The organism is Candidatus Poribacteria bacterium (assembly GCA_026706025.1).
GTDB lineage: Bacteria > Poribacteria > WGA-4E > WGA-4E > WGA-3G > WGA-3G.
On sequence record JAPOZO010000032.1, the window covers coordinates 71,901 to 92,513 of the forward strand.

The following is a 20,613-nucleotide window of genomic DNA, read 5'->3' on the forward strand; positions in this document are numbered from 1 at the left end:
TAGTGTCCTTCTCCTTTTAAGCTAAGATGTCGCGGACGACGTGTCCGTGGACATCGGTGAGACGGAAATCTCGGCCTTGGAAGCGATAGACCAGTTTTTCGTGGTTAATCCCGAAGAGGTGTAGCATCGTGGCGTGGAAGTCGTGGACATGCACGATATTTTCAACGGCACTGTATCCTAACTCATCGGTGTTCCCGTAACTGATACCGCCTTTGATGCCACCGCCTGCCATCCACATTGAGAACCCTTGGATATGATGGTCGCGTCCGGTGCCTTGAGCCATCGGTGTCCGACCGAACTCGCCACCCCAGATGACTAAAGTTTCATCTAACATACCACGCTGTTTCAGGTCGTTGACGAGTGCCGCTGTTGCCTTATCGACATAGCCAGCGGTTGTCTTAATCGCGTTTTCAATACCGCCGTGATGATCCCAACCGCGATGATAGAGTTGGATAAAGCGCACGCCGCGTTCTGCTAATCGCCGTGCGAGGAGGCAGTTTGAGGCGTAGGAACCGTCACCCGGTTTCGCGCCGTACATATCAAGGACATGCTGCGGTTCTTTGGAGATGTCGGTTAACTCTGGGACACTCGTCTGCATTCGGAACGCCATCTCGTACTGACTAATACGCGTCGAGATTGCTGGATCGTCCACGGTCTCGTCGAGCATACTGTTCAACGATTGCACGGCATCTACCACATCGCGCTGCTGTTCTGTGTTCACGCCGCCGGGGTTGGTGACATAGTGAACGGGATCGCCGGTTGAATGGAACTGGACCCCTTGAAATTGACCGGGGAGGAACCCGCTATGCCACTGCCGTGTCGCAATCGGTTGGTCCTGCCCACCACCAGAGGAGGTGAGAACAACATAGCCCGGCAGGTTTTCGTTTTCACTTCCAAGCCCATAGAGCAGCCACGAACCCATACTCGGTCTACCAGCGATTGCGGTCCCGGTGTTCATAAAAGTGTGTGCCGGGTCGTGATTAATCTGCTCGGTTTTCAGAGAGCGGACGATGCAAATATCGTCGGCGAGGCTTCCGATGTGCGGAAACGCCGTACTCATCTCTTGACCGGATTCACCCCACTTTTTGAATTCATGTGTGGGTCCCAAGCACTTAAGCGAATTCGCTTGTCCTTGGAGTTGCGCAATTGGCTGCCCTTCGGTGAAAGACTTTGGCATCGGTTGCCCGTGGAGTTCTGCGAGTTTCGGTTTGTAATCCAAAGTCTCCAGATGCGAGGGACCGCCTGCCATGCAGAGATGGATAATAGTTTTCGCCTTGGGTGGCACATGTGGTTCGGTAATAATCCCGTGCCACTTCTCAATCTCCGGCGCAGCATTGATAATTGATGGTGTCAGTAAAGATGCGAGCGCGAGGGATCCGACACTCCGCACCGTTTTCCCCAGAAATGTTCGCCTCGTAAGGCGAAGATTGGTTTCTTCATGAATATTCATAGCTATACCTAATACCTCCTATTCATTCAGATAGTCCATGTCCAATTAGATTTCTTACAATAAGACTTAGCATTCCTTTTTACTTGTAAACCTCTTATGACAAAGCCGACCATAATCTTCCAGAATCACTTCAATACGTAATGGCAGCGCGGTTGAAAACCGCGCCTACTGGATCTAAACGAGCGACGATTAGTACCGAGTGATCGTTTCATGCAAGTTCAGTATCACCCGTCCGACGGAAGTCCAAGCAGCAAGTTCGGCAGGTTCAACATCCTCTGTTGCAGGTGTCTCGCCTACTGCGACCAACGCGCCCGCAGCATCAAGATGAGCGGTATACTCGACTTGGTGTTTCTCATAGAGATTTGTCATAACCTCCAGTTCCTTCGGCTGCGGCATCCGAGACAGTGCCGACTGGTACGCCCAGTTGATACGATCCGCAACGGATTCACCTCCCTCGCGGATAATCCGTGTCGCAAAGATACGTGCTGCCTCAACGTAAGTCGGATCGTTGAGTAGGGTGAGTGCCTGCATGGGTGTATTTGAGGTTGCGCGCTCGGCGGTGCATTCCTGACGACTCGGAGCGTCAAACGCCATCATGCTCGGATGCAAGAAAGTGCGCTGCCAATGTGTATAGAGCCCACGGCGATACTGGCTTTCTCCCTTGTCGTGCACGTAGGTGCGCTTTGGGAAGTTTAGATTTGAATAATAACCCTTTGGTTGATAGGGTCTCACACTCGGGCCACCAATTTTGGAAACAAGGAGTCCGCTCAATAACAAAGCATTATCGCGGACAGTCTCTGCATGGAGCCGCCAACTTGATTGGCGTGCGACTAAGCGATTGTAAGCGTCCCTTTCGCGTAACACCTCCGTCGCTTTCGAGGACTGGCGATAGGTGTTTGAAGTGACGATAAGCTTCACGATATGTTTGACGTTCCAACCACTCTCCATAAATTCCACGGCGAGCCAGTCGAGGAGTTCAGGATGTACAGGCGATTCACCCTGTGCGCCAAGGTCATCCAAGACCCGGGACAGTCCGGTACCAAAGTAGAGTGCCCACAGACGATTGACAAAGGCACGCGCCGTCAACGGGTTATCCCTTGACACGACCCATCGTGCAAGTTCCAATCGGGTTGGACGACGGTTTTTGATACCGAGATCGCCAAGGAAAGTCGGTATCATCGGTTCAACGATCTCACCGGAATCGTCCATCCAGTTGCCTCTTGGTAGCACGCGCGTTGTGCGGGGTAGTGTGGATTCAGTCGTGAGCGAATAGGGAATCTGCTTTTCAATCTCGGCTTTCTGCTTTCGCAAATCTGCCATCTGATTGCGGATACCGTCAAGCGCGGGTGTGATGCGGCGATGCTCCGCTGCAATCTGTTCGCGCTGGCTTGTCGTTCTGACGGAAGTATCTACCTGAATTGCTGCAATAACCTGTGGCGTATGTGTGTGTTTCACTGCGGCTCCACGCGTTGTCGCAATACCGGCGACATCCCAATAAGCAGTACCACCAAACTGTGCAAAAGCCATTCCGTTAAGCACACTTCCGGGTTTCAATCCAACATCCGTAGGATCCACTTCAAGCCGAACCCACTCGCCAGACGCTGGCAGGGGCCCCATCGGTTTGTGAGCAGGCGTGTCATTGCCAATCCCACCGAAGTCAATTTTATCCTCACCCCAAAAGGCGCGGTGGTCCCAATTTCCGTCATTCCATTGGAGCATAACCGTTTTTGGAGGTGCTTCAGGGTCAATCCAGATATAGGCAAACAGTTGATCACCTTCAGCGAGGGTGAACTTCCGATTAGCACCTTGGAAAGCGTGCTGGATTGTTTTTTCATCTGTTGTTGTCTGGCGACGTGATAACAATTTACTGAAAACAGGTGCTTCGTTTTTGCCGACAAACGTCCACGTCCCTTGATTCCTACCCCCGTTTGCTTGTGCGTCGTCCACCCAAGCAAAATCAGTAGGTTCCGTTGACTCGAGAAGTGAACGGATCTCGTCCTCCCACTTCGTCTGCTCTGCTTCCAATCCCGGCGATGATGTCTTGAATATCTGCTCCAATTTCGTTAATTCGTCGTCAACGTCCCGCAGTCCGGACTCCTGTGCGGGTGTGGGTAACATCACAACGGGTTCCCATTTGCTGCCGCCGCCATATACGCCGGGTCCTTTAACATCAGCGAAAAAGGCTGCGAAACTGTAAAAATCTTTTGCTGTGAAGGGGTCAAATTTGTGGTCGTGACACTGTGCGCAGCCGAGGGTCGCGCCTAACCAGACGGATGCAGTTGTCCGTACGCGGTCTGCGGCATAGATTGCGAGATATTCCTTCGCTTGTGCGCCCCCCTCTGAAGTCGTCTGATTCAGACGGTTATAACCGGCGGCAACTTTTTGTGCAGGCGTAGCGTTCGGTAGGAGATCCCCTGCGAGGTTTTCGATCGTGAACTGATCAAACGGCATATTGTCATTAAACGCTTTTATGACATAGTCTCGATAGGGCCAGATACTCACGTTTTCGTCAGCATGGTAACCGCTCGTATCCGCATAGCGCACCAGATCAAGCCAATACATTGCCAACTGCTCACCGTACTGAGGTTTAGACAAAAGCCTGTTGACGAGTGATTCATAGGCATCCGGGGTATCATCTTTTAAGAAATGTTCTACTTCAGCAGGCGCGGGCAGCAGCCCAGTCAGATCAAAGTTCAAACGCCGGATAAGTGTTCGTTTGTCTGCCTCCGCCGATGGCATAAGATCTTCCGCCTCTAATTTACCGAGTATAAACGCGTCAATAGGGTTGCGGATCCACGCTGCGTTTTCGACGGCAGGTGGTTCAACCCGCTTGGGTAAATTGTAGACCCAGTGTTCTTCCCATTCGGCACCCTCAGCAATCCACTGGATGAGCGTATCAATCTGTTCCTGTGTCGGCTGCCGATTGGAAATCTGCGGTGGCATTCGCTCGTCAATATTCTCGTGTGTTATACGGAGGACAAGTTCGCTGTTTTCCGGTTCGCCCGGAACGATGATAGGGTAACCGCTCGGTGCAGAGAACACCCCCTCCTTGGTGTCGAGTCGTAGATTGGCTTGCCGGACCGCCGCATCGGGACCGTGGCACGCGAAACATTTATCTGACAAGATCGGCAGAATATCTCGGTCGAACCGAAGTTTCTCGGCATCGGCGGGTTGCGCTGCAATTGTCAATCCTAACAGAATACCTATAAGTCCAATGCAACCGATGCGAACCCATATTGAAGCGTCTAAACGTAATAACTGTGTCTGTGACATTATGGAATCTTCCTCCATTTCCTGTGTAAGGGCGATGTCCGAGTGCTCACCCGTTGGCAGCACCTATATCAACGTCCGTCCTACTATCTTCAAGACTGTTTACTATAATATATCATTTAAAACGAAATATGTGCAAGGGAAATCACGCAATATTTCAAGACAATCCCAAAATAGTAGGCATTTTTGTGAAACTTCTTGTGTTCGTTTGACTCTACCAATAGTATACATCATATCTGCAGCGTCGATATGTTCATAGCAGTATTTTGCTGCCATTAATTCATTGGATTTTAATTATACTTTAGCGTATAATACTTTAGCGTATAATACTTTGAAGTCGTTTAAGGGGAAACCTATGTTCATCAATCGACACCAAGAACTATCAGCTTTAGAACGAATGTTTCAGTCAGAAATAGCAGAGTTTTTCGTATTATACGGTAGAAGAAGGGTTGGGAAAACTGAACTCTTATTGCAGTTCTGCAAAGAGAAAAGAAGCATCTATTTTCTCGCGAGTCAGTTGAAAGAACGAGACCATCTCCGGCAGCTGACCGAAATTGCCCGGCATGCCATCAATGACCCGCTGCTGCAAAATCTTGTCTTTGATGATTGGGAATCTGCCCTCATTTACTTTGCACAACAGGCAGAAGAAAAACGGCTCGTTTTGGTGCTTGATGAATTTCAATATCTTTGTGAGGATAACGCAGCGCTCCCGTCCCTGATCCAACGCTTCTGGGATCTCCACGGGAAAAACAGTAAACTTTTCCTGATTCTGTGCGGATCTCAGGTAAGCTTCATGGAGCGAGAAGTGCTGGCTGAAAGATCACCGTTATATGGACGACGCACCGGTCAACTCCGATTGATGCCGCTGTCTTATCGCGATACCGGGTATTTCTTTTCAGAATATTCTGCTAAGGAGAAACTAATTGCTTACGGCATCCTTGGGGGTATCCCAGCGTACCTCAATCGATTTATGTTGCACACTGCAAACGATTCGCAAGACCATGCCCAAAGAACACTTGAACAGGGCATCAAAGACGAGATGCTCACTCCCCAAGGGTACTTGTTTGATGAGGTTAATTTTTTGTTACGCACAGAACTCAGAGAACCGAGAACTTATGCGAGTTTGTTGCATGCGATCGCTGGTGGCGCAACGCGATTGAATGAAATCTCCCAACGGGTTGGACTTGATCCGACAAATGCCAACAAATATCTGAGCGTGCTTCGAGAGCTTGGTTTAGTCAAACGCGAAACACCGGTGACCGAACGTGCCCCTCAAAAGAGCAAAAAAGGGCTTTATAAAATTGAGGATAACTATGTTAAATTCTGGTTTCGGTTTGTGTTACCGAATCGAAGCCTCATCGAATCCGGGAATACAGATTTAGTATACCAGCAGATGATCGCACCGAACCTGTCGCAGTATATGGGAGAAATTTTTGAAGACGTTTGCCGCCAATATATCAGACGCTATTGGGAAGAAAAACTAAAGATAGCACCCAGACAGATCGGGAGACATTGGGAATCCGATCTTGAAATTGATGTGTTGACCAAAAACGTTGACGGAAGCCATTGGTTTGGAGAGTGCAAATGGTGGAACGCTCCAGCCGGGGAAAACGTTTTAAATCATCTCATCACAAATGCTACGAAAGTCTCTGACCAATGGAAGCGTAATTCGCGATATATTCTATTTTCCGCCAGTGGTTTTACGGATGCCCTCAAACAGAGAGCAGAAAAAGACGGGGTCTTTCTCGTTGAGGCAGACGATCTGTTTTAGTTCACCTATTGAAGGAACGCATGTTTTCAACAACAGATGGAGAGATGGCATGGCTAAAATTATCACAGGGCCTCGCGTTGGAAAAGATGGTAAAATCCGCGTTGGGTGTTCGGCTGTTATTTTTCATAAAGACCGCGAAAAAATCCTATTAACAAGACGCGAAGATAACAACCAATGGTGTCTACCAAGTGGCGGGATGGAGCCGGGCGAAAGCGCAAGTGAAACGTGTATCAGAGAGGTTGAGGAAGAAACGGGTTTGGAAGTTGAAATAAAACGCTTAATCGGCGTTTACACAACCCCAGACGAGTTAATCGTGTATCGAGACGGAAACAAAATCCAGTTGGTGGCTTTATGCTTTGAAGCGGAAATTGTCGGTGGCGAACTCCGTCTGAGTTGCGAAACAACCGAATACGGATATTTTTCCTATCATGAGATACAAGAATTAGATTTGCTTTTGAACCACGCGCAACGTATCAAAGATGCCTATAGTGGAGAAATGACGACTTTTATCAGATGATGAATTTCTTGGGTAGAGGCATCCGATTTTTAGTACCACGAAACAGAGATAATTCTAAAACGTGATGGGACAATGTGGGTCAATGAACCTGTTGTTCTCGTCTTTTCGGCGCGGTGCAGGCAGGGCATCGGCTTTTGCGCGCAGTTTTGAGAGCGCATTGGCATAGGCGGGTGTGTCAATCAGGTTGTTCCGTTCATCTGGATCTTTGGAGAGATCAAAGAGTTGTTCGGGCCACCCTTTATCGTTGTCAAATCGGAAGTACTTCAAACTGCCCTCTTTAACCATGACAGAGGGACCGTTTTGGGCGCGCCAGAGTTCGCTATACACAGTATCATGCCAATCAGTCGTATCTCCATCAATCAGGGGCACAAGTGATTGTCCATCAAGTTCATCAGGGGCTGGTATCTCTGCTAATTCGCATATAGTCGGAAACAGATCAACTAACGATACATTCTGCTCAACGACCTTCGGTTCTCGTCCAAATCGCTTCGGATACCAGATAGAAAGTGGCACCCGTGCCGAAGCCTCGAAATAACTCTGTTTCTCCCAGAGTCCTTTTGTGCCGAGCATTTCACCGTGGTCAGAGAGGAAAACGATGATAAAATCGTCTAAGACATTCAAATGTTCTAACTTCTCAATAACCCGACCGAATTGTGCATCCATCCATTCAATCATACCATAGTACGCCGCAGTTGCCCGGTGTGCCTGACGGTAGGTAACATCTTGTCCGACTCGGACTCTGAAAAAGTTGTCGTATCCAAACTGCTCGTTAGGCTCTTCAACAATCGGTTCCACGCGCTGCATATAGTAAGTAAACAGGTCGAGTGGACACTGATACGGATAGTGGGGTGCTATGAGGCTTACCGCCATACAGAGTGGATTGTGCTTTGGACGATCATAAGAGGCGTTGACGAAATACTCCTCAAGGAATAGAAGTGCGCCGTCCACATTGTATTGGTCGTGGAGCATCCATTGTCCTAAGCCGGGTTGCGCGTCGCGGACTTCCTGAATCACCTTGTTCTGCTTCATCCCCGTACCGGGTTCTGGTGTAATCTGAGCGTGGTGTTCATCTTTAACAGCGTGGTATGGATAACCGTTATTGCCGATAATATCGCGTCCGATCCGCTCCCGCCAGCCGTGCATGACATCCGTCCCAACGAAGTGCATTTTCCCCGCGCAGCAGGAGTAGTACCCGTAATTTCCCAGCTGTCCGGGAATCGTTCGGACCTCTGTCGGCATCGGATCGCCGAAATTGAGACTCCCGCAGTTACGGGGATAGAGTCCTGAAAGAAAACTCTGTCGGGCAGGGACACAGATCGGTGAAGGCGTATAGGCGTTACGAAAGTAGGTGCCTTCATCCATAAACCGAGAGAGTGTTGGCATGCGGATAGCCGTGTCCGCTTCGATTGGCTGGACATCGGGACGGTGTTCGTCATTGATAAGGAATAGAATGTGCGGTTTATTTTTTGGCATGGCTGTTTTAAGGGTTATCAGTTGTCAGTTGTCGGTCATCAGTTAAAAGATTTTTCATCAAGCTAAGCCTCTCCTTACCAACTATCAATTGCTAACTGCTAATAAGGAGACATCAACCCATCAGCACCGGGTATCAGTTTTTGCTCAAATTCGGGTGTAATCCATCTTTCACCTGGGTCTTTACCGGGTTTATAATATCCGTAAACGACTGTCCATCTGGTGTCACTCTCTTGTTTTCTTGGGGTTACTGCGTGTGCTGCGTGTGTCCACATCAGGACGACCGTTCCTGGCGGTACTGATAACGCTTCAATTGCTAAGGGATTGCCGGTCTCAGGATGGGTTTTTCCAGCCATCCACCCTTCTCGTAACGCTTCATCTGTTGCCGCCTGAATTTTGGGATCGCGGTAAAGGTGGCTTCCGGGAACAGCCTTCAAACCACCATCATCTGCCGCAAATCCATTAACATAGAAAAAGATACGGACAAAACCGTAGCGGGGATCGTCTTCAGCGTATGCGTGGCTATGCCATACGGCACCACCATTGCCCCCTGGACGATTGAGACTCACGCAGTGGTCATAACGTATCTCTTCACCAAGCACTTGGCGCGCGAGTTTAAGCATTTGCGGATGTGGGATTAGACTTTCGAGATAACTATCATATTCCGCAGCGAATCTGTTCGGTTCGTACCCCTGTTTGCAACCCGGTATCAGCGATTCAACCCGCGCCAACGATTCTGTCAATCGTTCTTGCGCATCAACCGTTAGGAGGCCGGGAAGCACAAAATGACCGTCATGATTTAACTTTTTTCGTTCTTGAGCACCGAAGGCGTAGTCATGAAAAATCGAGTTTTGTGGCATAAAAACTCCTTTTAATAAAGGGACATCAAGCCTTCCGTGCCGGGAATCGGTTTACGTTCAAATTCAGGCGTAATCCAGCGGGCACCTGAGGGTCTACCAGGGTTCCGATAGGCGTAGACTACACACCACCGTGTATCACTGTTTGGTTTTCTGGCACTCACTGCATGTGCGGCATGCGTCCACATCAACGCGACTGTACCGGGGGGCGCGGATAACGCCTCAATTTCGAGCGGTTCTCCTGTCTCTGGGTGCTTTCTTCCGACGAGCCAACCTTCGCGGAGTGCTTGGTCCGTTCGTCCATGGATTCTTGAATCCCGATAGAGATGACTTCCGGAGACTGCTTTTAAACCGCCATCGTCCGGTTCAAAACCGTTGACATAGAAGAAGATACGGACAAAACCCAAACTTGGATCGTCATCTGAGTATCCGTGGCTGTGCCATCCAATACCGCCGTTGCCGCCGGGTCTATTCAGACTCACACAATGATCGTATCGGATATTATCGCCCAACACCTTTCGTGCGAGTTCAAGCATCTGTGGATGTGCAATCAGGCTTTCGAGATAACTGTCGTATTCTGCAGAAAATCGATTCGGTTCATGTCCTTCCGTTGACGTACGCGAGAGTTCAAGAATGTGCGACAGCGAACGTGTCAGGTTTTCCTGTGCATCGGGTGTAAGCACACCGGGTAAAACAAAATGCCCATCCCGATCTAACTTTTCCCGTTCCTGTTCACCAAACGTGTAGGCATGAAACAGTGAATCTCGCCTGTCAAGACAGGCTTTCAGGGGGGAGTGTGACATAAAAACGCCTCCCATTTAGTGGTACTTTTGACAAGACCGAGGATGCCGAGTATTGAACCGGACTCGGTCTTGCCAAACCAACGCAATCTTGGGGTTTGGGAGTAGGTTAATCGGCTTTAATGTCAGCCCAAGTTGTTGCGAGTTTACCTGAAGGTTCAATGTCAGCTGCTGTTTTTAATCCATCATTCATGAGGGTTTCGAGATCATCACCATCCAAAGCTACATTGAAGATAGCGACATCGTCAATTATTGCACCGAGAAACTGACCCCACTGACCGTGTTGTCCAGTGGCGAGATAGATACCTATCAAGAAGGGTTTATCGGTTAGCGGGTTCCTTCCTAAGTCTGGTGTAGTTACACCTTCGCCAATCGAATCAGCGTCTATATATACGCCAAAGTCATCACCATCCCAGGTAACGGCAACATGACGCCAATTTGTATCTGGTTCCCAAGGTGCATCTATAAAGTGAAGCGTGCCGCCTGGGTCATGCGTATGATGTCGGATGATACCGCCATCCCACCAAAATCCAGGTGCCCAATCATCTTTGGTCACAACAGCCATACCGCCAGCGGGTGGCTTATCTAATTTAACCCAAAGTGCGATCGTGTGTTCACCGCCAACGTTTAAAGAATCATCGTGAGGGATTTCGACGTAATCGTCCGAGCCGTCAAGACTCAACCCCTTGCCGAACTTGCCATTCACCCATTTTGCACCACCTTCAATATTGGCATCATTGCCCGTTCCAGAGGAGTCTTTGGCTTTGTTACCATTCCCCTCATCAAAGAGCCACATGCCGACGCAATCCCCGAAGTCAATTTTAGCAGCACTGATACCTACAAACATCAGACTCATCACCATTAAACTGACACATAATAGTTTTAACCTTGTAACTGTCGTTCTCATCCTTTATTTCCTCCTTCATTATTCTGAAAGCGAAAACCAGCGAATGACCCACTGGTTATTCCTCAAATGAGTTTGTTATCTTTCCCTGAGCCGTTAGTGTAAGCAAGCTCGGGAAAACGAAATACCCGTCGCTCTCCAAGGTTTTTGCTCCTCTCCACCAAATGTGTAGGCATGAAAAATTGGGAAACCGAGTGAAACCCAACGCTTTGGATACCTTGAAGGTTCCGAGACCCTGACAGTCTAAAGTTGGGTTTCACTACGTTCATGAGTAAATATAGTGGGATATTACTTTCAGGTGTCTTTGGCCTACCAACATCCCACTTCTCAACACCGTTCAACCCAACCTACGGGACTTCACTGTATAATATATCATGAAATTTCGTTATTTTCAAGTAAAATTCAGTCCGTGTTGAAATAGGGCTATTTCAGTTCAGGTCCCGGATTCCGATTCCATTTTAGCGGTTCAACGTCGTTTTCACAGACGGGTGCGAGTTCGGCAATTCGCGCCCAATCGGCATCCGACCAAGCGAGACTCTGTCGGAGTCTACCGATATGTGCTTGCATTCTTGTAGGTAACAACGCAAAAAATGGATGATACCAGAGTGTAATCACAGTCCGGCGTTCATCGGATTGATTGCCGTGTGAAGCGTGTAGCAACCGAGAATCACCGATAACCAAGTCTCCCGCTTTCACGGATATGTCAACTTCACCCGAAAAGTGTTGATAGGCAGGATGGTTAGCATCATCAACGCGCTGGAGTGCTTCGCCGTGAGCATCGGGCAATATATCATGCAGGGGGTGTCGCTTGAGATGCGAACCTTTAATCACACGGAGGCACCCGTTGGACGGTGTTGTGTCAACCAAATAGTACATAAGGAACAGCTGCTGAGGCAGTGCTGTGTAGCTGCAGGGATCGTTCCACCCCCACCAGTCCTGATGCCAAAATAGGGGTGGGCTCTGCGGCGGTTTGCTGATGACATACCCCGATGACCATTTCGGTCTCAAGAACCCTAAAGCGTCAAGAGCCTGCAATGTACGCGGGTAAACGACGAGCTCCGCGAACAGCGGATGCATATACACGCTAATCATACTGCCAGAGGAGCGATAGGCTTCGCGTTGGTCTTCCGTTTGTGCCTCAAGCAATTCATCAGTCACCGTCCGAAGTTGCGTAAGCATCTCTTCCTTCAAGACATCCGCAACAACACAGTAACCGTCGGTGATTAATTGATCGTATTTCTCTTTCGGTTTTTTGACGTTCATATTTGCTCCTGTCGCTATCACTTTTCAGCCACTACGGAAAACCCATTATCATTCTCTGGATGGAAGTCTTCCAAACTACGTTTCTTGTAGAAATGGAAATCCTTAAATCCCACCTCCATAAGACAGTTTTTGAGTTCGTCTGGTGGGAGGTGCATAGTAGAAAAATCGCACTTGTAGTGTTTATGCGTTTCTAAATCTATCCTAAGCCAAGCGCATCGTTCAACATCACTGTTTTCGTCATACTCACTCCTCTGCAGGACAAAAACGTTTTTCTTAATTTCACTCAAATTATCCACTGGAAGTTGCTTTTTTAGTATTGAATGATTTGAATGTACGAAATAAACCCTGCCATTAGGTGTGAGTGCTTTATGGACTCGGTTTAAGAGCGACATCAAACCTTCCTTGGATTGATAGAAAAACGAACCCTCGAAGAAAATAACAGTAAACCTTTCTTCAAAACGCATTTCATTATAGTCACCGAGAATAAATTCAATCTCCAAATTTTCACGTTGCGTAATTTTCTCGGCTTCCGCAAGAAAGTTAGGTGATAGGTCCATGCCAATAACGTGATAGCCACGCCGTACAAATTCACGCGAATAACTGCCAATTCCGCAACCTGCTTCTAATATTTTGTCATCTTTAGATAGTAACAGTGCTTTTTCATAGAAAGGGAAATGCCTTTCCACAAATTCGGGTGTCTCAAAATTGTAGCTGCCTGCTCCAAGATACCATTCATCATAGACTTCGTGTCCGAAATCAGTCCTAAGAAACTCGTGAGGGAGATCGTTCATTTTTCCTCCTAAAGTAAAGATAGGTTATTCCTTGCCCAGGTTCATTCGTTCCTTTATCCATCAAACCACACTTAGAAATAAATGTCAAATGAATTTCGGGGGCATTCAGTTAGCATGTCTAAGGAACTTCGCGGCTGGACATAGGATTTACCTGAAGGAATAGAAGGATGGAAGTATGAGAAACATACTTATAAAGAGAAGAAGGCGCGATTAAAAAATCGCGCCTATAGAAAAAGGTTACTTGAGGATAACCATTTTGCGTAGTGGAGATACAGCGTCCGCTTGGAGTTGGTAAAAATAGATACCATTGGCAACACGTTCACCAAAATCGTTCTTACCATCCCAATAGGCTGCACGGTTTCTACTGATGTAATAGCCTGCTGATTGATACCCCAACTCTAAATGCCGGACGACTGTGCCGTGTGCATTATAGATAGGAATCTGTACATTCGCAGCCTTCGCCAAGCGATACGGTATCCATGTCTCAGGGTTAAATGGATTTGGATAGTTCGCGAGTAGCACGGTCTTGTCCGGAGGCGTTGATACCAGAACGCTTTGAAGCATAACAATTGCACGCTGGTACGTCAGGGTTCCGTCGTTTTCAGCATACAACCTCTGCAGATGTGCTTGAAGTTTTTTTTTCATCCAAGGTCTTAAGCAACGCTGGTTCCAGAAGGGAGGTTGTTTTGTCAGCCTTAATAGTCGGTGCAGATGCTACTGTCTTTTCAGGTAAGACATTAATAGTGACAATAATGCTATCTATCTGACTGCCGTCCGAGACTACGACTTTTACTTTATAATTTGGCTCGGTTTCATGATCCAATGCCGTCTTGGTTTTCAATTGCCCCGTGCGGCTATCAATTTCAAAAGCATCATCCTCATTGTCATTGAGGCTGTATTCCAAAGTCTCACCCATGTCTGCATCCGTCGCTGACACAGGATCCCCGACATTCGCACCTATTGCTGCTGTTTCTTCTATCTCGCGGGTTGTCTCGTCCCCTTCTGTAAACGTTGGTGCTTCATTGACATCGGTTACTGTAATGTTCACCGTGATTACGTCTGTGGCTGGACTTCCCCAGTCTAATACCGTGACCCTTACTTGATAAGTGTTCTTTTTTTCGTAGTTCAATCGGGCCTTAGTCTTCAACTGCAAACTACCCGGAGCAACACGGGAAACGTCGAATGCCCTCCAATTAGGGCCACTAAAAGAGACACCGATGCATTCATCAGGCAAATTCGTGGAATATCTCAACGGTTCTCCAATGTTCGTATCTGCGGGTGTATTTTCGGCTATTTCACGAGTGGTTGTGTCGCCTTCTACGAATTCTACTCTTCTGTGCGCATAGCTCATTGTGGGTATACTATATATGAAAAATAATGCCGTAAAAATGAGCATGCTGAGTTTTTGCGTCAAAATTTGCTGTTTCATGATAAACTCCATTTTAGATGTGTTTATTTTATGAGGTTTCTTATTCAGGAAACTGCGGTTTATTTCTTAAAAATTGTTTTTTATGAATTTAGTTTGTTGCACACGCTGCAAATTGCGTTTCATTTTAAATAATATCGTCAAATCGCGTCGTATGCTCCAGAGTGATAACACTCCGGTTTTTAATCGATAAGCACAGTTTCCTGAAAAACACAATAATTTGTTAAAACTAATCATTCCAACCCTTAAACGATATTCAATCCAAAACAGTTTACCCTTAAATAATATGACTTTGTCCATAATAAAATTTCTGGCTATCTTGACTTTTTTTCGAGATATGCTATCATTAGATTAACATCGTTTAAGCAAAGTTAGATTATCAATTGGTAGGAGAAAAAATGTCGAACATTGTAAGCCGACAAATTCGTCTTAAAAACCGGATCGTTGGGATGCCTAAGGAAAGCGACTTTGAAGTTGTAGAGGTGCCTCTCCCTGAACCTGCTGGAGGCGAGGTATTAGTCCAAAATCTTTATACATCAGTAGACCCGTATATGCGCGGTGGCATGCGGTCCGCTGAACTCGGTAAACCGCTGGAAGGTAGGTGTGCAGGTCGGATTGTCCAGTCAAATAGCGATGCGTTTAAAGTTGGAGATCATGTGACGGGAATGTTAGGATGGCGGGATCATTACATTGCGTCAGCAGAGAGTGTCACCGCTGTTGATTTGACGATTGCCCCACTGCAGTCGTTTTTAGGCGCGGTTGGTATGCCTGGACGTACTGCTTACTTCGGGTTTCTGGAGATCGGTCAACCCGAAGCAGGCGAAACCGTTTTCGTCTCCGCCGCGGCAGGCGCGGTCGGTTCGATTGTTTGTCAAATCGGGAAAATCAAAGGCTGTCGAGTTGTAGCGAGTGCCGGTTCAGATCAGAAAGTTGCATGGTTACTTGAGACAGCCGGTGTTGATGCAGCTTTTAACTATAAAAATGTAGATGACTTGGAAGCCGAACTCAGAAAACATTGTCCTGATGGACTTGACATCTACTTTGAAAATGTTGGTGGAAGACATCTGCAAGCAGCACTCGCGGTAATGAATATGCACGGACGTATCCCGCTGTGTGGCATGATTTCTCAATATAACGATATTGAACCTACGCCAGGTCCGACAAACCTCAGTGCGGCTATCGGCAAACGGATTAAACTACAAGGGTTTATTGTTACCGATTTCATGACGCGGAACCCTGAATTCTACAGCGACATGCGCCAATGGATATCCGAAGGTAAAATACAGTGGGAAGAGACAATTGTAGAGGGATTAGAGAATGCACCAAAAGCGTTTATCTCGCTTTTCACAGGCGAAAAACTCGGAAAGGTCATCGTTAAAGTCGAGTCTGAATAATAAGGCATAGGGAGTCGCGACCAAAGTTCGCTCCTACAGTAGGAAAGGAGTTTTACAATGGGAACCAGAACTGCACGTGCCACCGTAATGAGTGGCAAAGATTTTGAAATCCGAGAATATCCAATCGTTGATCCTGAACCCGGTACGGTTCTCGTACGTCAGGAGTTAGGCGGTATTTGCGGCACCGACCTCCACAACTGGGAATTTCAGCACATCAACCACGATATTATTCTCGGACACGAGAACGTCGGTGTGATTGAGACTTTAGGTGAGGGCGTTGAAACAGACTACCTCGGAAACCCCGTTAAAGTAGGCGACAGGATCGCCCTTTCTCCGAGCGGTGGTCTCGGATTTTCGCCATCGGAAGAAGCACCGTATCTGCGCGGCGGCTTCAGTGAATACATCTACCTATCAAACCCGTCAACAAATATGTTTCTTAAAACCGATCTCCCGCCTGAAATTGCCGTTCTCGCGGAACCGGCTTCGTGTGCCGCGCATTGCATATCGCGTGGAAAAATCGAATTCGGGGATACGGTTGTGATTCAGGGAACCGGTCCCATCGGGCTGCTCGCGCTTAATTGGGCGAGAGTCTCTGGAGCGGGTAGGCTTATCGTCGTCGGTGGCCCTCCGGGAAGACTTGAAATGGCGAAAAGGTTGGGCGCAGACCTCACAATCGACATCGCCGAAGTGCCGGATCCTGAAGAACGCAAGCGGATTGTCCGAGAAAATACGTCACAAGGCGAAGGGGCGGATGTCGTCTACGAATGCACCGGTTTCCTTGCTGCTATCCCTGAAGGCTTAGATTACATCCGATATGGTGGGACTTACGTTGTATACGGACATTTCGTGGATGTTGGTAGCTTTGACTGCAATCCGAACCAGATGCTAATGCGGAAAAACCTTCGTTTGGAAGCCGGTTGGGGCTTTGAGCGGAAGCACTTCCTTCGTGCTATCCCGATGTTGGAAAAGCATGCATCCCTCTTCGACGGTTTTGTGAGCCATATTCTCCCGTTGGAGGATGTGTCCAAAGGCTTTGACGCACTTCACGGGAGCTATCACTTAGATGGGAAAGATGCGATTAAGATCGCTGTCAAAGGCGGTGCTGCCTAAAAGGAGATGCCTTAACTTGAATCGTAGGCGCGCTTTCGGAGCGCGCCTATAAACCGCTTTAAGCAAATGCGTCTGCTTCGACATCTGCCAGAAATACACGCGCATTATTCTGCAAAGCCGATCTATGCAAGGCCGCCTCAAACACCAGTTCATTCCATGCGGCTTCACCGTCCGCGGGGAAGGCTGTATCGGCATGCATCGCTTTAATCACACCATCAGCCATCCGCTTGAAAGACTCCGGCATTTCCGGGTTGCCTTCCTCTGCTTCCCAGACTTCCTCTATCTCAGAACTATTCGCTTTTCTGCGGACGTAAGCACCTTCCAGACCTTTTGCCTCGGCGTAAAATTCATCCCCAAGCACCTTGACGCGGAGCGGATGATCATCGTAACCCCATAGGTTTGTACCGCTGAGAGAACCGATAACGCCATTTTCCCAACCGATATGAATCAAACGTCTCCAACCACCACTTTCATTCGGATCCCCGACAACGCTTACCCACTCCGGTCTCCCAACCGTCCAGAGAATCTGATCAATCACGTGAGACCAACAGTTGAAGTGTGCGCGCGCGTGTACCATGCGAATCTCACCCAACCGTCCCTCGGCAACATCGTCGTGCAATTTACGGAAATGGTGCATAAATCGGTAGTTGAAATCAATCCCGAATTTAAGGTTGGAGTCGCGCCACGTTGCGATAGCAGGTGCCGCAATGCCGAGGTCCTCTTCACGGACACGATCCTGTCCCTCTAATCCACAGAGCGGTTTCTCTGTGAAGACATTCTGTCCGGCTTCGAGCAGTTGGCGCAGCGGTGGGATACGTCGGGTCTCATTGACAATGAGCAGGACAAGATCCGGGTCACAATTCGCCAAAAGCTCCTCAATTGTTGGATACCCCGGTACGCCGAAGTGTTCTTTCGCGTTCGCGAGGAGTTCAGGATCCATATCGCAGACAGCCACGACCTCCGCATCCGAATGGGCGTGGAAATTCCCGCCGTGCATCATCCCCATACCTCTACCGCTGATAAGTGCACATTTTGTCATGCTAAATTCCTTTCTGTTTACCAATTGTTCAATTTTAGGTGTCCCCACACAGTCGCGAGTTTCCCTTCAGGTTGAACGGCAAGTCGCGTGGGATCAAAGTTGTCGGCAAATATCTCCGCCTCATGTTCAGGCGTGGCAACGATAACGTTATCGACACCATAAATACCGAATTTCCAGCAGTCAAAACTGATATTTCCTGATTTGTAAGTATTATCCTTGACTTCCCACTCAGCGATCTGTATCGGTTCTTTCTCAGTGACATCCCATATATGAATGGTGACACGTTTTTCCTGCGTCATCAACGCCGCTTTCAGTATAAAATGGTCAGATACCGCCGGATAGTTACTCGACGCTTGTCCGCCCTTCACTGGAAAGGGTTGCCAAGCATTAACGGGCCCATCTTTATTCGTTGTCACTTTGACATTGCTGCGTCCCCACCAGCGCATCCAATAAGAACCGTTGGGTGTCTGCCGTAACGCACCGCCGCCATCACCTTGCCCGCTCCATTCTATAATGAACCATTCGTAATAGATAATGACATCATTGAAGTGTTGAACAGACCGAAGACTCACGTAGTCCCCGCCGGATTTCCCTTGGTCCAAATAGAGGATACCCTCTTTTGGATAAACAAATTTAGGGTGACCGGTCTGCCATTTAGTGGTTAAGTCCAATTCGCCCTCAAAATCTTCCTGCAACAAGATTTCCCCAAATGTATCAGATACCCCAAAAACGAATAGCGTTAGAATCAAAGCACATCTTAGTATATGTATCATCTTCTAAACCCTCCGGTAGAATGCATAGGGTTGGGAAAGCGTTCAGCAGAAACGGGGCAATTCACTCAACTGAGTGCCCCGAAACCAATTATGCGCAGTATAGCAAACGGTATAAAAAACCGCAAGGAAAACTTCACTGCAGATGTATCAAAACAAGTTTGGAACGTTTCGATTTCGCTTGTCACTTCTCTTCCAACGTGTTATTATACTTTGATCTTGTATGTTACTTTTGGAACAGCGAAGAATACGAGGAGAATTCACAGCCAATGGATCCAGCAACTACAATCGAAAACCTCCATGAACATATCGGAAACGCACGCGAATTACGAGAGTATCTCTCAACGGACTTGCACCGTCCACGCTATCACCTGCTTCCACCCGAAGGTTTTTTCAATGACGCGAACTGTACCCTCTTTTGGAATGGACGATACCACGTCTTCTATCTTGGACGGATGCCGAACCCAAACGCAGATGAATGGCTGCCAGTCCTCGATCACTCCTCCAGCTGCGATTTGGTGCATTGGATACACCATCCACCGGCAATAAAGCCTCTCACTGATGGATCAATGCCACGTGGCATATACAGCGGAGATGCGATTGAAAACGCGCCAGTTCCAACATTAATTTATCACGTGCCGGGTCAGGGAACCTGTATCGCAACCAGCGGCGATAATGATTTGATTCATTGGACACCTTCACCTGAAAACCCAGTTATTCCGATACCAGACGAACCGCGAGAATATCACGTCTTTGATCCGTGTGCATGGTACGAAAACGGCACCTATTATGCCCTCATAGGTAACAAAAACAGCCGAGCAGGATATGAAGGCGATGCGACCAGCCTTTTCCGTTCAGACGACTGTATTCACTGGGAATATCGCGGTCCGTTTTACAAATCTTCACGTCGCTGGACCGATGCGGTTGAGGACTGTGCCTGTCCTGACTTTTTTTCACTCGGCGATAAATACATGCTCCTGATGCACGGGCATCGTCCTTATGGTATGGCACACTATTACTTAGGACGTTATGAAGACGAGCAGTTTTACCCTGAAACACACGGACGTATGAATTGGCAAGGTGGGCAGCTCTCTGGTCCCGAAACGCTTCTTGATGATCAAGGACGACGTATCTTCTTCGGTTGGATCCGTGAAGCGCGCCCTTGGGAGAAATACGGTTGGGCTTCCGTGATGACGCTACCGCGATTGCTATCGTTAAATGAAGATGGAAGTCTCTGTATTGAACCCGCTTCAGAGCTCGAAAAACTCCGCATCAATCCCTATCACCAAGAATCTGTTCGGGTCAAGGCTGACACTGAGATCAATATTGAAGAGGTAAGCGGCGATTGCCTTGAGTTGCAGCTGGATATCACGCCACGAGGTGCGACAGAATTCGGTGCGAAGGTACGTCGCTCCTCGGACGGGGAAGAGGAAACCGCTATTGCTTTTTCCGCAATCGACGCATGCTTAAAAATCGACCTCACGAAATCAACTTTAGATGATGAAGTCCGGTATCCACGCTTTACACCACAAGACGAAGATGATGGAGAACGTTGGACGAGTTCGCAGGCGGCACCCTTCAAACTGGCTGAAGGGGAACCTCTGAAACTCCATATCTTCTTAGACAAATCTGTAGTAGAGGTTTTTGTCAACAGTCGGTTGTGTCTAACACAACGTATCTATCCGACACGCTCGGATAGCCTTGGTGTCTCAATCTTTGCCAACGGTGGTGAGGCAATTCTAAACAGTTTGGATGCATGGACAGTGATGCCAACTATAGGA

17 protein-coding genes are annotated in these 20,613 nt (G+C 48.1%); 5 read left to right on the forward strand and 12 right to left on the reverse strand.

The window, feature by feature from the left end; all coding sequences use genetic code 11:
• Nucleotides 1-16 precede the first annotated feature (16 nt).
• Both OXH00_07525 and OXH00_07530 read right to left on the reverse strand, forming a co-directional pair.
• Nucleotides 17-1,450: a DUF1501 domain-containing protein gene (locus OXH00_07525; GenBank protein ID MCY3740853.1), complete on the reverse strand. Its 1,434-nt coding sequence runs from the start codon at nucleotides 1,448-1,450 to the stop codon at nucleotides 17-19.
• A 189-nt stretch (nucleotides 1,451-1,639) separates the two neighbouring features.
• Nucleotides 1,640-4,723, reverse strand: coding sequence for a PSD1 and planctomycete cytochrome C domain-containing protein (locus OXH00_07530; GenBank protein MCY3740854.1), 3,084 nt, complete (start codon nucleotides 4,721-4,723; stop codon nucleotides 1,640-1,642).
• A gap of 352 nt (nucleotides 4,724-5,075) precedes the next feature.
• On the opposite strand from OXH00_07530, the gene OXH00_07535 reads away from it, so the two are divergent.
• Entirely contained in the window at nucleotides 5,076-6,491 is a 1,416-nt protein-coding gene (locus OXH00_07535; protein ID MCY3740855.1) for an ATP-binding protein, read from the forward strand.
• A gap of 49 nt (nucleotides 6,492-6,540) precedes the next feature.
• Entirely contained in the window at nucleotides 6,541-7,008 is a 468-nt protein-coding gene (locus tag OXH00_07540) for an NUDIX domain-containing protein (protein ID MCY3740856.1), read from the forward strand.
• Between the two features lie 54 nt (nucleotides 7,009-7,062).
• Here the strand turns inward: OXH00_07540 and OXH00_07545 are convergent, their stop codons facing one another.
• The 8 genes from OXH00_07545 to OXH00_07580 form a co-directional block, all read right to left on the reverse strand.
• Nucleotides 7,063-8,481 carry a sulfatase-like hydrolase/transferase gene (locus OXH00_07545; GenBank protein ID MCY3740857.1) on the reverse strand — a complete coding sequence of 473 codons (1,419 nt, stop codon included), beginning with the start codon at nucleotides 8,479-8,481 and terminating at the stop codon, nucleotides 7,063-7,065.
• 98 nt (nucleotides 8,482-8,579) lie between these two features.
• The gene (locus OXH00_07550) at nucleotides 8,580-9,338 is read right to left on the reverse strand and encodes a phytanoyl-CoA dioxygenase family protein (GenBank protein ID MCY3740858.1); all 759 of its coding nucleotides are present in this window, start codon (nucleotides 9,336-9,338) and stop codon (nucleotides 8,580-8,582) included.
• An 11-nt stretch (nucleotides 9,339-9,349) separates the two neighbouring features.
• Nucleotides 9,350-10,138 carry a phytanoyl-CoA dioxygenase family protein gene (locus tag OXH00_07555; protein ID MCY3740859.1) on the reverse strand — a complete coding sequence of 263 codons (789 nt, stop codon included), beginning with the start codon at nucleotides 10,136-10,138 and terminating at the stop codon, nucleotides 9,350-9,352.
• A gap of 106 nt (nucleotides 10,139-10,244) precedes the next feature.
• A complete protein-coding gene (locus tag OXH00_07560; GenBank protein MCY3740860.1) occupies nucleotides 10,245-11,042 on the reverse strand; it encodes a LamG domain-containing protein in 798 nt (265 codons plus the stop codon).
• A gap of 420 nt (nucleotides 11,043-11,462) precedes the next feature.
• Nucleotides 11,463-12,302 carry a phytanoyl-CoA dioxygenase family protein gene (locus OXH00_07565; GenBank protein MCY3740861.1) on the reverse strand — a complete coding sequence of 280 codons (840 nt, stop codon included), beginning with the start codon at nucleotides 12,300-12,302 and terminating at the stop codon, nucleotides 11,463-11,465.
• A gap of 17 nt (nucleotides 12,303-12,319) precedes the next feature.
• Nucleotides 12,320-13,093 (reverse strand): class I SAM-dependent methyltransferase, encoded by a 774-nt coding sequence (locus tag OXH00_07570; protein ID MCY3740862.1) that lies wholly within the window; start codon nucleotides 13,091-13,093, stop codon nucleotides 12,320-12,322.
• Between the two features lie 237 nt (nucleotides 13,094-13,330).
• Nucleotides 13,331-13,738 (reverse strand): T9SS type A sorting domain-containing protein, encoded by a 408-nt coding sequence (locus OXH00_07575; protein MCY3740863.1) that lies wholly within the window; start codon nucleotides 13,736-13,738, stop codon nucleotides 13,331-13,333.
• Entirely contained in the window at nucleotides 13,695-14,522 is an 828-nt protein-coding gene (locus OXH00_07580) for a cadherin repeat domain-containing protein (GenBank protein ID MCY3740864.1), read from the reverse strand. Before OXH00_07580 ends, OXH00_07575 begins: the two co-directional genes overlap by 44 nt.
• Before the next feature lie 395 nt (nucleotides 14,523-14,917).
• Here OXH00_07580 and OXH00_07585 point away from each other — a divergent pair, with 395 nt between their 5' ends.
• The gene (locus OXH00_07585) at nucleotides 14,918-15,913 is read left to right on the forward strand and encodes an NADP-dependent oxidoreductase (GenBank protein ID MCY3740865.1); all 996 of its coding nucleotides are present in this window, start codon (nucleotides 14,918-14,920) and stop codon (nucleotides 15,911-15,913) included.
• A gap of 57 nt (nucleotides 15,914-15,970) precedes the next feature.
• Nucleotides 15,971-17,023, forward strand: a complete 1,053-nt coding sequence (locus OXH00_07590; GenBank protein MCY3740866.1) for a zinc-binding dehydrogenase — start codon at nucleotides 15,971-15,973, stop codon at nucleotides 17,021-17,023.
• A gap of 58 nt (nucleotides 17,024-17,081) precedes the next feature.
• Here the strand turns inward: OXH00_07590 and OXH00_07595 are convergent, their stop codons facing one another.
• Together OXH00_07595 and OXH00_07600 are read right to left on the reverse strand one after the other, a co-directional pair.
• Complete coding sequence (locus tag OXH00_07595) at nucleotides 17,082-18,062, reverse strand: Gfo/Idh/MocA family oxidoreductase (GenBank protein MCY3740867.1); 981 nt, start codon at nucleotides 18,060-18,062, stop codon at nucleotides 17,082-17,084.
• 17 nt (nucleotides 18,063-18,079) lie between these two features.
• Nucleotides 18,080-18,835, reverse strand: a complete 756-nt coding sequence (locus OXH00_07600) for a hypothetical protein (protein MCY3740868.1) — start codon at nucleotides 18,833-18,835, stop codon at nucleotides 18,080-18,082.
• 266 nt (nucleotides 18,836-19,101) lie between these two features.
• On the opposite strand from OXH00_07600, the gene OXH00_07605 reads away from it, so the two are divergent.
• The coding region (locus tag OXH00_07605) for a glycoside hydrolase family 32 protein (protein ID MCY3740869.1) at nucleotides 19,102-20,613 on the forward strand (1,512 nt) is incomplete at its 3' end.